Genomic DNA, 13083 nt, shown 5'->3' with positions numbered 1-13083 from the left:
ACAGCTCTAGCGAAAAAGGCACCTATCGGTGCCTTTTCTGTATTCTTTGAATAGCTTAGCAGTTATCGTCAGTCAGGCCGATAAGGGCTTCTTGCGTATTCGTTAGCGGCTTCTCGCCTGAGGAGTCCAGCCCTAATTCTTTATGAGCTTCATCAACCGTCATGCCAAGATGGCAGCAGAGGATATCAATCGCAACTTGGTATTTTTCTTGATCAGCCATGATTCTTCCTTGATAAATTAACTAGGAAATAAATTATCTTACCAGACAAACATAGCCAAATTTTTTTGCTGATGCAATAAGACTAAAGTCTAAGGCCTGAATCTAATGCCCGAAGAGCTATAATCAGACAGCGACTATTAGTTGTAAGTTTTCACTAACAGGGGGCATCATTCATTGCGCATGTGTAAAATCAGCCTGTTAACTGACAGAGTGGGTATTGATCATTACGAATGGTAACAATTTACAACTTTCACTTTTAATCACTATGATCGATCATACTGTAAATATCTAGCCAGAATAATCGGTGGCGCACTTTTGATTGATTGTTTATACCTGTGACACCATAATAATCCTGTTAGGTATAAAAATCAGAAGCTTCTTTTGTTGGAGAAAATTGTAAATATGAAGCGAATTGCATTGTTTTTGGCAACTAACCTTGCGGTAATGCTGGTTTTCAGTATTGTCCTGAATGTTATTTATGCTGTCACTGACCTCCAGCCGGGAAGTCTTTCAGGCCTGTTGGTGATGGCTGCCCTGTTTGGTTTCGGCGGTTCGTTGTTCTCTTTGTTTATGTCAAAGAAAATGGCACTTCGCTCTGTGGGTGGCATGGTTATCGAACACCCGCGCAATGAAACTGAGCACTGGCTGATGGAAACGGTTTCTCGTCAGGCGCAAAATGTCGGTATCGGCATGCCGACCGTCGCGGTCTATGATTCACCCGATATCAACGCGTTTGCAACAGGTGCAAAGCGTGATGATTCATTAGTCGCAGTATCAACAGGATTGCTGCACAGTATGACGCGTGATGAAGCGGAAGCTGTACTGGCACACGAAATCAGTCATATCTCGAATGGTGACATGGTTACTATGACTCTGATGCAGGGCGTCGTGAACACGTTTGTTATCTTCATTTCTCGTTTAGTTGCCGGTATTATTAGCGGTGTTAACAGCAGTGACGAAGAAGGCGAAGGCGGCAGCTACATCACTTACTTCATCGTATCTTCAATTATGGAAGTGCTGTTCGGCTTCCTGGCAAGTATTCTGACCATGTGGTATAGCCGTCACCGTGAATTTAAGGCCGATGCAGGATCTGCTCATTTGGTTGGTAAAGAGAAGATGATTGCAGCGCTTGAGCGGCTTAAACTTGGTCAGGAATCTCAGCTGGAAGGGTCAATGATGGCCTTCGGTATCAACGGTAAGAAATCGTTGTCTGAATTGTTTATGACCCACCCGCCACTGGAAAAGCGCATCAATGCACTGCGTCGTGGTGAGCACCTGTAATAGCCTGAACTGCTGGTACCGTTTCTCGCTGAAAACCCTTTTGCTTCTCTTATGGCAAAAGGGTTTTTTTGTCTATTCGGGGTAGCAGGTTATTTCGCGGATTTTCGCGTACAGCGGCTGGAGTTTTTTATAGATATCGAGATAAACCTGATTATAGAGTTTATCGTACATTTGGTGATGCATCGGGTTGGGTTCAAAACACTGCCCCTTATGAACCATGGCCTGTACCGCATCAGCGAAACTGCCGTGCAGCCCCATGCCGACGGCAGCATCAATCGCGGCACCCAGGCCAGATGTTTCGTATGTATGTGGCCTGATGGCTGGCAGACCGAAGATATCGGCAGCAATTTGCATTGCGGCATCGCTTTGTGAGCCGCCACCGGATACCCTCAGTTCCGATATTTTACAACCACTTCGTTTTTCAATGGCTTCCAGGCCTTCTCGCAGGCCGAAAGCCAGTCCTTCTAAAATAGCCCGATAAAGGTGAGCTCGGGTATGCAGATCGCCAAACCCTATGACCGCCCCTTTGGCTTCCGGACCGGGTTGTTTCACACCGGGGCCCCAATAGGGTTGTAACATTAACCCCATCGAACCGGGCGGGACAGAATTGACCAGCTCATCGAACAATGATTCGGCTTCAACGCCAGTCTGCTCGGCTTTGATTTGTTCCAAATGGGCAAATTGCTCCTTGAACCAACTGACCATCCAGAACCCGCGATAGAGCATTACTTCAGAGCAGTAGGATCCGGCGACTGCTGATGGATAAGGCGGAAGAAAGCGAACTGCCTCGACATACTTGGGCATAGTGACATTGATAGTGGCTGTCGTGCCAAAACTTAAACAGCCAATCTCAGATGATTGACCGCCAGATCCCAGTACTTCGCAGGCCTTATCGGCAGCGGCGGCAATAACGGGCAGATCTACGGGGATCCCGGTTTGTTCTGCCGCCAGCGCTGTAACCTGACCGATCCGGGCGCCAGGCTTAACCAGCTTGAGCAGTTGCTCCGGCCTGATATGCAATGCCCGCCATTTCCAGTCCAGATCGCCGGCCCATTTATGCTTTTTGTAGTCAAAAGGCAGGTAACCGACCTGCGAACCCGATGAGTCAGCCCACTCAGCGGTTAACCGATGGTGAAAGAAGCCAGACAGGAAGGCGAACTTATGGGTTTTATCCCAGATTTCACGCTCAGCCTGATAAATCCAGTTGGGCTGGGCTTTTTGGCGAAAAGTATCAATTGTTTCGGTCAGGCCCAACAGCTTAAAGCTGCCATCCCAAAACCATCCCAGACCTGTATCTGGGTGATATTTTCGCTGATCAAGCCAGAGAATAGCCGGTCGCAATGGTTCCCCATCAGCATCAAGTGGGAGCATCGTTCCGCGCTGAGTCGTCACAGACATCGCCTTGATACGGGATTTATCGATGTCTTGCTGCCAAAGCCGCTGACAAGCCTCGCAAACTTTTTGCCAGTAATAGCTGCCGTCTTGCTCACACCAGCCGGGTTGTGGGCTCACGTACGGCGTTAGTTTGATCTTAGATTTGGCAATCAGTTGCCCTTGCAGATCAAAAACCAGTGCACGTACACTTTGGGTACCGTTATCGATGACCAGCAGCCATTCGCTGTTATTATTAATTGTCATGAGGTATCTGGTAATGCCGCTCTGAGGTGTGCCAATCGAGTTGCCACATCTGGTCAGCAAAAGCGCCAGGTGACAGTGTAACTATTGACTCTATATAGGTTGATTCTGGTTAACTGAATTGTGCCGTTGTTAGTTGTTTGAATAAATCTGCTTTTTTCCGTTTTGCGGCATCAAGCAATTGTGGGATCAAGTTTGTTATGAGATCGCGAGGATGAGCGCCACGCTAGTCTTGCTCAGAGGTTGGCGTTGTTCAGAGAAAAGAACCTGGATATCCAGGTTCTTTTCATTGTTACTTGTTTAAGAAATGATCAGGCTGCGGCGACTGCTGTTAAGCGCGCAACCGGACGATCATTAATTGGCAGGTGGATCAGTGCTGCGCATAATGCCAGTGCAACGGTTGTCCACCATATTGGCTCGTAAGAACCGTAGTAGTCATAGATTCGCCCACCAACCCAGGCACCTAAGAAGCTGCCAACCTGATGGGTGAAAAACACCAGCCCATACAGCGTCGACATATAGCGCGCGCCGAAAATCTGGCGAACCAGGCCAGACGTTAGCGGTACGGTGCCTAACCAGCAAAAACCAATTGCGCCACCGAAAATAGCGGCGGAATCGACAGTAACGGGCAGAACAACAAAAGCGGCAATGACCACGGAACGGATCAGATACAGTGATGCCATCACGTAGCGCTTATCGAACTTATCTCCCATGACACCCCAAAAATAAGACCCGAAAATATTGAATATCCCTACATAGGCCAAAGCCATCGCGGCGGTCGTGCCAGGCAGTCCTTTATCGGCCAGATAACTTGGCAGATGCGTTGCGATAAACATCACGTGGAAACCGCAGACAAAGAAACCAGCATGGATCAGCCAGTATCCGCGGTGACGAAAGGCTTCTTTTAACGCTTCAGGAAGGCTTTGAGAGTCATCAGCCACAGACCGATTTGTGTCTGACTGACTGTTTGAATTGCTCATAAACGAAGCGAACGCAACCATCAAGCAGCACATCAGGGCAAAGATTTGCAGTGCACTCTGCCAGCCATAATCACTTAGCAGTGATTGTGCTCCGGGGATCACCGCAAACATACCAAAAGAACCCGCCGAGGTTGTTAAACCAAAGGCTTTAGCAGTGTGCTTGGCTGGTACAACACGGGCAATAGCCCCGAGAATAATTACATAGCTAGTGGCACTGAGTCCCAACCCGACCAAAGCGCCAAGGGTGACGTACAGCCAGCTTGGTTCGGTTGCCAGCGACGTCAGGTACAGACCTGCAGCATAAGCCACGGCGCCCAAAGCGATAATCCGGCGTGAACCCCAGCGATCTGATGCCATTCCGACAAAAGGCTGGAAAAGGCCAAATAGCAGATTTTGCAATGCAATTGCGAAACTGAAAAACTCACGACCGGTGTGAAATGAATCTGAAACGGGCATCATGAAAATGCCAAAAGATTGCCTGATCCCAAGGCTGATAATTAATGTCCCTATTCCCATCCAAACTAAAAGTGGAAAACGAAAAATACTCATTAATGGTGCTCTGCATGGTTTTGTTTAATGGAATTTTGCTGGTGGCAACCACCGCTTGTGGCACGTTCAGCCAACGCATCCAACAATGGTTGACAATGATGCACGCCATAAAGGGTAACAATGAGCAGTATCAACATACGTAGTAGCTGCGCAAAAAGTGATTGTGAAAACATCAATGCCTCCTGTCGCCAGAATTAGCGAGGAGCGAGATAGTAGAGAATGGCGAATCATGACGCAAATGAATAAAAGTCACGATTAATATGTATAAAACGCAATTGGCGGTATTTTACGGGATTAGCGCAAATATTGGCTATATTTGCGCCTGTTTGATAGGAAGGTATACCCATTCTATTGAATAGATTGTCGTTCACACAATTAATGGTGTTGGAATTAAATCAGCATTTTCTGGATATCTTGCGGGTGTGCGGTACACGTCGGATCCTGTTCAACATTCGACAGCATATAATCGACAAAAGTACGTGCTGTCAGCGACAGATGCTTGCGGGAAGGGTAAACCAGCCATCCGTAGTGGACTGCTGATTCAATGTTGTCGAATAACTGAACCAGCTCTCCCTTTTCTACATAGTGGTTAGCGATACTATCTGGTATGAATACAATCCCTCTTCCCAGCAAACCAGATTCAATGATCAGCGGAACACTGTTGATGACTAAGTTACCGGAGACTTCCACCGCTTCGTGTGTTTTCCCTATTGGTAGTTGGCTGTGGATCTGACCATCAGGAGCACGAAAGCGAATTACGTTGTGGTTTTTGAGTTTATCCGTGCTGGTAGGGTGACCGTGTTCTCTGATATAGCCAGGGCTGGCATAAAAGTTTAGTTGGGCAGATTTAAATGGCCGGGCAATCAGGGAGGAATCTTTCAGGCTCTGACCAACACCGATCCGAAATGCAACATCAACATGGTTTTCTGCCAAGTTTTTATCTTCTGAACTGGTCAGTACTTCTACGGTGATCTTAGGGTAGAGATCCATGAATTTAAAAATCATCTTTCCGATCATCAGTAAGTCTGGCAAAGGCAGTAGCTGAATTCTCAGATGGCCGCCAATCTCATTGCTGGGTGCCGTAACTTCCTGAATCGTATTTTCAAGCTGGTTGAGGATCGGCTTGGTTTGTTTATAAAACTTTTCACCGGCTTCCGTAAGCAGCATTGAACGGTTCTGGCGGTGAAACAGCAATATATTGAGTTCTTCCTCCAGCCCTTTTAAGCGGCGGCTAAGGTTGGATTTTGGCAAATCAAGGATTTCTGACGCATGTACCATGCTGCCGGTTTCAACGATCTGATGGAACAACTTGATATCTTCGGTTCTCATGGTATATCCGCTCAAATGTTGTACTGACAATTAAGTTCTGAAAATCAGAACTCAAGGTTTCGAATAGTTTTATTTTTTTCAACATCATAGCACGTTATATTCGCGCTCAAAAGATACTAACAGGGAATAACCCAATGAAACCGGCCACTTTGAGCGTACTTGCTCTTGTTTTCTCAACCACAGTCCTGACCGGATGCGATTCTGCAGAAAGTGCAGTCTCACAAACCGCACCGGTTCGTCCGGTGAAACTAATGACCATCGGAGATGCTGCTCAGCAGACACGCATTTTCCCCGCTAAGATAGCGGCTAGTCAGCAGGCTGATCTGGCCTTTCGTATTAATGGCGAATTGGTAACATTGAATCTGACGGAAGGCCAGCAGGTGACTCAGGGGGAGTTACTGGCAAAGCTTGATGATCGTGATGCAAAAAATGCCTTGCTCAATGCAGAAGCGAACTATGATCTGGCGGCGGCCGATTTCAAACGGAAAGAGGAAATCTTTAAGCGACAACTGATCTCAAAAGCGGAGTTTGATACCGCTAAAGCGACACTGAAATCAGCAAAGGCGGCACTTTCAACCGCGGGTGATCAGCTCGACTACACGCGTTTGACGGCGCCATTTTCTGGCATCGTAGCCAAAGTTGAGCTTGATAACCACCAGATGATCCAACCTTCTCAGACGGTACTTTCGCTACAGGGCAATCAGCGGCTTGATGTGAAAATCGAGTTACCTGAGTCGTTACTGCTTACCCTGAACAATAAGCAGTTGGATGAAAAATTCCAGCCTCAGGTTCGCTTTGGCTCGCATGATGAGACTTTCCCCGTCGTTTACAAAGAACATTCAAGCAAGGTTTCGCCGGGTACCCAAACTTATGAAGTGGTATTTAGCCTGGACCAACTTGACCACCTTAATGTACTGCCGGGTATGAGTGCCGAACTTCTGCTGAATATGTCGGCAATGAATAATGATAGCGTCGGCGCAATTGCGATATTGCCGCAAACCGCGATATTTAAAAATGATGAAGATAGTTTAACGAAGGTATGGCGTTACAGCGCCGAAACAAAAAAACTGGAATCTGTAGAAGTGACGTTAGGCCAGATACGGGCACACGGGATTGAAGTGCTGTCAGGTCTTGATAAAGGTGACCAAATTGTTGCTGTTGGCGCAAGCGTTCTTAAACCAGGCATGGGTGTGAAACCTCTTCGCTGGGAACGGGGCGTTTAATCGATGAATGTTGCTCATTACAGTATTAAAAATAAAGTCATCAGCTGGATGTTTGTTCTGCTGATGCTGATTGGCGGGGCCATCTCCTTTACCGGTCTTGGCCAGTTAGAATTTCCGGAATTTACCATTAAAAATGCGTTGGTTATTACACCGTATCCGGGCGCGTCGCCAGAGCAGGTTGAAGAAGAAGTGACGCTGGTGCTGGAAGATGCTATCCAGCAGATGAAGCAGATCAAACACATTACCTCAATCAACAGTGCAGGGTTGTCGCAAATAGATGTGGAGATGGAGGATCGCTATGATGCCACTATGCTGCCGCAGATTTGGGATGAGCTTCGCCGGAAGGTGAATGATGCGGTAGCCGATCTGCCTCCGGGTGCCGTTACCCCGATGGTCATTGATGACTACTCAGATGTGTTCGGCATTCTGATGAACATCAAAGGTGAAGGTTACAGTTATCGCGAACTGGAAAATTATGCCGACTTCTTGCGCCGCGAATTGGTACTGATTGATGGCGTGAAAAAGGTTTACGTGGTCGGTGCACCAGAAGAACAGGTGGTGGTTGAGATCAGCCAGCAGAAACTGGCGGCATTGGGCTTAGATCAGAGCTATATCTATGGCCTGATCCAGACTCAAAACGTCGTTTCAAATGCCGGAAAAATCCGCGTGGGTGACGGGCGGATCCGGATCCACCCAACCGGTGAGTTCGCCGATGTTACAGAGATGGAGCAGCTGCTTGTCAGCCCTCCGGGTAGCCAGCATTTGGTCTATCTCGGTGATATAGCCAAGGTTTACAAAACGGAAACGGAAACACCGGATCTTTTGTACCACAATATGGGCCAAAAGGCGCTGTCACTGGGTATTTCGTTTACCTCCGGAGTCAATGTTGTTGATGTCTCGGTGGCGGTCGCAGACAAAATCGAGAGACTGGAAAGCCGCTTGCCGGTAGGCATGGATCTGAATACGGTTTATGACCAAGGGGCTGTCGTTGATGTCTCGGTGGCGGGCTTCCTGCTCAACCTGGGTGAATCTGTTGCGATCGTCATTGTGGTGCTACTGGTCTTTATGGGACTGCGATCCGGCTTGCTGATCGGCGCGGTACTGCTGTTAACGATTTTTGCCACCTTTATTGTGATGAATGTGCTGGGCATTCAGCTGCAGATCATCTCTCTGGGTGCCCTGATCATTGCGCTCGGGATGCTGGTCGACAACGCCATTGTGGTGACTGAAGGGATCTTGATTGGTATCCAGCGCGGTCAAACCCGGCTGGAAGCTGCCGGTGATGTGGTAAAGCAGACCCAGTGGCCTTTGCTTGGTGCAACAGTGATTGCGATTATGGCCTTTGCGCCGATTGGCCTGTCGCAAGATGCGTCGGGGGAGTTCTGTGGATCGCTGTTCAAGGTGTTGTTGATTTCACTGTTTTTCAGTTGGATCACCGCGATTACGATCACCCCGTTTTTCTGCTACATGCTGTTTAAGGATGGTGAAGTCAGTGATGAGCCTCAAGAGCTGTATAAAGGTTGGTTCTTCAATGTCTACCGCGGGATTCTGACTTTTGCGATGCGTTTTCGGATACTGACTGTGGCGGCAGTGGTTGCTATGCTAATCGTGGCAGTGATGGGGATGGGGCACGTGAAAAATGTGTTCTTCCCGGCTTCCAATACGCCGATCTTCTTTGTTGATATCTGGCTGCCTGAAGGGACGGATATTCGCGGCACCGAAGATTTTGTCAGCAAGATTGAAGATGTAATTCTCGCGTATGAGCAAGAGAATCACATTGGCCTGAAGAATGTCACCTCGGTGATTGGCCAGGGCGCACAACGCTTTGTATTGCCATATGTTCCCGAGAAAGGCTATGACGCGTATGCCCAGCTGATGATCGAAATGACAGATCTCGAAGCAGAGCAGGCAAACATGCCGGGTCTGGCCAAGCATCTGCAGGATAATTACCCCGAAGCCCAGTTCCGCGTCAAAATGCTGGAAAATGGTCCGTCACCTGCGGCAAAAATTGAAGCTCGCCTCTATGGTGAAGATCCCGAGGTTCTGCGTCAATTAGCTACGCAGGTGGAGCAGATCATGCTGGACGAGCCTGCAGCAATAAACGTGCGCCATGACTGGCGTAACCAGGTGATGGTTGTTCGCCCTCAGCTAAATCCGGCCCAGGCAAGGGAGGTGGGGATAAGCAAGCAAGATCTTGATACGGCTATGCTGATTAACTTCAGTGGGATGCCGGTGGGTACCTACCGTGAACAAAGCCACCTGATGCCGATTGTGGCCCGGGCACCGGAGCAGGAGCGGCTGGATGCCGATAGCTTGCTGAAACTGCAAGTGTGGAGTGCCGAGAACAATGTTTTTGTTCCGGTGACTCAGTTGGTCCGTGACTTTAAAACCGAGTGGGAAAATCCAATCATAAAGCGTCGTGACCGTAAGCGTATGCTTACCGTAATGGCTGATCCGATACTGGGAACGGATGAAACCGCTGATTCGGTACACCGTAAGATCCGCGGCAGCATTGAAGCCATTCCACTACCCGATGGTTATGAGCTGGAGTGGGGCGGTGAATATGAAACGTCCCGAGATGCACAGGCAAGTATTTTCAGTTCTCTGCCAATGGGTTATCTGGCGATGTTTTTGATCACCGTACTGTTGTTTAATTCAGTAAGACAACCGTTAGTGATTTGGTTTACCGTTCCGCTGGCGATAATTGGTATTGCATCCGGTCTGCTTCTGTTCGATGCGCCAATGAGCTTCATGGCTATTTTGGGCGTGTTGAGTTTAACCGGAATGATTATTAAGAATGGTATCGTTCTGGTGGATCAGATTAATGCGGAGTTAAATGCGGGAAAAGACCCATATGCGGCAATCTTCGCATCATCGGTGAGCCGTGTGCGTCCGGTTTGTATGGCAGCGATCACCACTATGCTGGGTATGATCCCGCTGTTGTTTGACCCGTTCTTTATGGCGATGGCGGTGACTATCATCTTTGGCCTGGGTTTTGCGACACTGCTGACGCTACTGGTACTGCCTGTTTGTTATGCGATGATATTCCGTGTTCCTAATTCAGAGCCATCAGTGACCGCACAGGAGCTTGGTGTTCTATATTGAGCATCAGTAGAAAAAGGCATTTCGGTTGGAAGGTAGCTGGCAAAATCGTAATTGCTTAGGGTATATGCCGAAGCTTAGGATGGATATTGAATGAAGACAAAAACTCCACCGCCTGGTGGAGTTTTTATCTGGTGTCATGGGACTTGCTACTAGGAGTTATTGGCTACCTTGTAGTGAACCATTTCGGTTCGCATTCCCATCAGTAGGCTCACGCACATTATTAATAAGATAATAGTGAATGGCAGGGCTGTGGAAATTGCCCCCGCTTGTAGCGCTTGTATTGCCTCTGTACCACCAACCCAAAGCAGAACGGCTGCAATCGCTCCTTCGATTGTTGCCCAGAAGATACGTTGAGGAACTGGGGCATCTATTTTCCCGCCCGATGTAATACTGTCGATAACCAGTGAAGCGGAGTCCGAAGAGGTGATAAAGAACACCATGATTAGGATAATCGAAATCACTGAAAGCATCGTGCTTAACGGTAGCGCCTCATAGAGATTGAACAGAGAGAGAGTGATGTCTGTCAAACCGTTTGCACCGAGTTCACCCACTTTATTGGCGACCTGGTCAATGGCAATACCACCAAAAACAGACATCCAAACTAGCGTAATTAGAGTAGGGATGAAGATCACTGCCACGATAAACTCACGTACGGTACGGCCTTTTGATACTCGCGCAATAAACATACCTACACATGGAGACCAGGAAATCCACCAGGCCCAGTAGAAGACTGTCCAGCCATGCATCCAGGTTTCGTCTTCACGGCCATGAGGATTACTGAGCGGTAAAATGTTTTCAATGTAGCCCATAAGGGTTGTTGGCAGCGTGTTAAGCGCAATGGCAAAACCAGCAAGGGTAACAAACAATAACAAGGCAAATGCAATGAGCAAGTTTGCATTACTCAGGACTTTCACACCGCCATTGATACCACGCACGACCGAAATCACAGCCAAGCAGGTGACAAAAATAATCACCCCAATTTGCAAACCGATACCCGCATCGATACCAAACACGTGACTAATACCACTTGCCGCCTGTTGTGCGCCTAAACCCAGTGATGTCGCTAGGCCAAACAGCGTCGCGATAACTGATAATATATCTATGATGTGGCCAAACCAGCCCCAGGTGCGGTCTCCAAGGATAGGATAAAAAATGGAGCGCATTGAAAGTGGCAGGCCTTTGTTATAGGCGAAAAAAGCGAGAGAAAGCGCGACTATCGCATACATTGCCCACGGGTGAAGTCCCCAGTGGAACATCGTTGCGCCCAAGGCAACTTTCGCCGCTTCGGGTGTATATGCCTCTACACCAAGTGGCGTTTCATACCAACCCGTATAGTAAGCCACTGGCTCTGCGACCCCCCAGAACATAAGGCCGATACCCATACCTGACGCAAATAGCATCGCAAACCAGGAGCTATTGGAGTGATCCGGTTTTGCGTCTACTCCGCCGATACGAATTTTACCAAAAGGAGAGACAACCAAAGCCAAACTGAAAATCAAGAAGATATTACCAGACCACATGATCAAACCATCAAAGTTATTGATGATCTGCCACTTGATACCGTCTAGTGTTGCTTTAGCTGTTGAGGGATCTGTTGCAAGGAGCGCAACGATGAAGAATATGATCAGTCCTGCACTTATGCCAAAAACGGGATTGTGAACGTCAAATCCCCATTTCTGGATGTTGTCCTGACCGACTGTATAATCAGTATTATCGATACTGTACTTGTCCCTAACCTTTGACATCTTGTTCCTTATCAGTTAGCTCACTAAGTATTTTGAGTGGCTTTGAGTCATTTTTTTGTAACGAAACAAAGTAAAATACTTTAGTGCACTTAATAAAACGTTGGGGGATAATATCAAGAATGATGATAAAAACCAAATTAACCTGAAATTAGCGAATAAAAACGAGTATTTATGCGCGATTTTGGGTGTTTTTTTAGCTTTAAAGGTTAGTCATCTAATTGTTTTCATGGGTGGTGGTGAGGCGTTGTTGGGGCGAGGTCTGTTGTTCTCTAAGTATTTTGGGTGTGTTTTTACCGCCCAAGTTACCGCTGTCAGATGATGCCAGGCGCAATTCTTTAGAATTATGTTCTCTCATCACACGAGCGTTCTCGTAGTTGCTTGCCTCTACTGCTAACCGAAAAAGGTTCATATGGTAACGAGTAAAAAACTGATATTGAGAACAGAGAAACCACGCAATGGGCCAAAAGCGTTATAAGTGTTATTGTCATTAATAGTGTGAATAGTCCAATTCCCAAATTTAGTGTAAAGTACCTGCTTTATTTGCTATTAAAATTAAAATTATGAGCGACGTTTTTAAGACATTATTAAACCTGCGTTCTCTGCGCGCAGCAGCACGAGAAGAATTTACGCTAGAGCAACTTCAAGAAGCCCTTGAGAAACTGCAAGCAGTGGTTGCCGAGCGTGAAGAAGCCGAAGCAGAATCTCGCAAGGCAGAGAAAGAAAAAGAAGAAAAATTAAAGGCATACCGCGACATGCTGATCGCAGATGGTATCGATCCAGAAGAGTTGGTAGCAACCCTGGCCGAGGCACCTAAAAAATCTAAGCGTGCACCTCGTCCAGCCAAGTATAAATTTACCGTTGATGGTGAAGAACGTACCTGGACAGGCCAAGGCCGTATGCCTGCGCCTCTGAAAGAAGCGATCGAAAATGAAGGAAAATCACTTGATGATTTTCTGATTTAATCGGTGCAAAGCCCCAACTCTGGGGCTTTCTCTTTAATGATACTTGTTTAACAG

General features: G+C 47.5%; 10 protein-coding genes. 4 read left to right on the top strand and 6 right to left on the bottom strand.

What is annotated here, in order from left to right; translation table 11 throughout:
- Positions 1–55 precede the first annotated feature (55 nt).
- Positions 56–220, bottom strand: a complete 165-nt coding sequence (locus R3289_RS05990) for a hypothetical protein (protein WP_318924581.1) — start codon at positions 218–220, stop codon at positions 56–58.
- Positions 221–622: 402 nt separating this feature from the next.
- On the opposite strand from R3289_RS05990, the gene htpX reads away from it, so the two are divergent.
- On the top strand, positions 623–1501 hold the full coding sequence (htpX, locus tag R3289_RS05985; RefSeq protein ID WP_318924580.1) for a protease HtpX: 879 nt from the start codon (positions 623–625) through the stop codon (positions 1499–1501).
- Between the two features lie 72 nt (positions 1502–1573).
- Here the strand turns inward: htpX and R3289_RS05980 are convergent, their stop codons facing one another.
- The 4 genes from R3289_RS05980 to R3289_RS05965 all read right to left on the bottom strand — a co-directional run bounded on the left by R3289_RS05980 (position 1574) and on the right by R3289_RS05965 (position 5994).
- Positions 1574–3139 (bottom strand): FGGY-family carbohydrate kinase, encoded by a 1566-nt coding sequence (locus tag R3289_RS05980; RefSeq protein WP_318924579.1) that lies wholly within the window; start codon positions 3137–3139, stop codon positions 1574–1576.
- Between the two features lie 308 nt (positions 3140–3447).
- Positions 3448–4665, bottom strand: coding sequence for an MFS transporter (locus R3289_RS05975; RefSeq protein ID WP_318924578.1), 1218 nt, complete (start codon positions 4663–4665; stop codon positions 3448–3450).
- Entirely contained in the window at positions 4665–4838 is a 174-nt protein-coding gene (locus tag R3289_RS05970) for a hypothetical protein (protein WP_318924577.1), read from the bottom strand. Before R3289_RS05970 ends, R3289_RS05975 begins: the two co-directional genes overlap by 1 nt.
- A gap of 217 nt (positions 4839–5055) precedes the next feature.
- On the bottom strand, positions 5056–5994 hold the full coding sequence (locus tag R3289_RS05965; RefSeq protein ID WP_318924576.1) for a LysR family transcriptional regulator: 939 nt from the start codon (positions 5992–5994) through the stop codon (positions 5056–5058).
- Positions 5995–6128: 134 nt separating this feature from the next.
- On the opposite strand from R3289_RS05965, the gene R3289_RS05960 reads away from it, so the two are divergent.
- On the top strand, positions 6129–7217 hold the full coding sequence (locus tag R3289_RS05960; RefSeq protein ID WP_318924575.1) for an efflux RND transporter periplasmic adaptor subunit: 1089 nt from the start codon (positions 6129–6131) through the stop codon (positions 7215–7217).
- 3 nt (positions 7218–7220) lie between these two features.
- Complete coding sequence (locus R3289_RS05955; RefSeq protein WP_318924574.1) at positions 7221–10322, top strand: efflux RND transporter permease subunit; 3102 nt, start codon at positions 7221–7223, stop codon at positions 10320–10322.
- 149 nt (positions 10323–10471) lie between these two features.
- Here R3289_RS05955 and R3289_RS05950 read toward each other — a convergent pair whose 3' ends face one another.
- Positions 10472–12067 (bottom strand): BCCT family transporter, encoded by a 1596-nt coding sequence (locus R3289_RS05950; protein ID WP_318924573.1) that lies wholly within the window; start codon positions 12065–12067, stop codon positions 10472–10474.
- 560 nt (positions 12068–12627) lie between these two features.
- Here R3289_RS05950 and R3289_RS05945 point away from each other — a divergent pair.
- The gene (locus R3289_RS05945) at positions 12628–13029 is read left to right on the top strand and encodes an H-NS family nucleoid-associated regulatory protein (protein WP_318924572.1); all 402 of its coding nucleotides are present in this window, start codon (positions 12628–12630) and stop codon (positions 13027–13029) included.
- The last annotated feature ends 54 nt before the right edge of the window (positions 13030–13083 follow it).

Origin of the sequence: Photobacterium sp., assembly GCF_033720175.1 — a bacterium.
Taxonomy (GTDB): Bacteria; Pseudomonadota; Gammaproteobacteria; order Enterobacterales; family Vibrionaceae; genus Photobacterium.
This window is presented reverse-complemented; position numbering and strand designations above follow the sequence as displayed.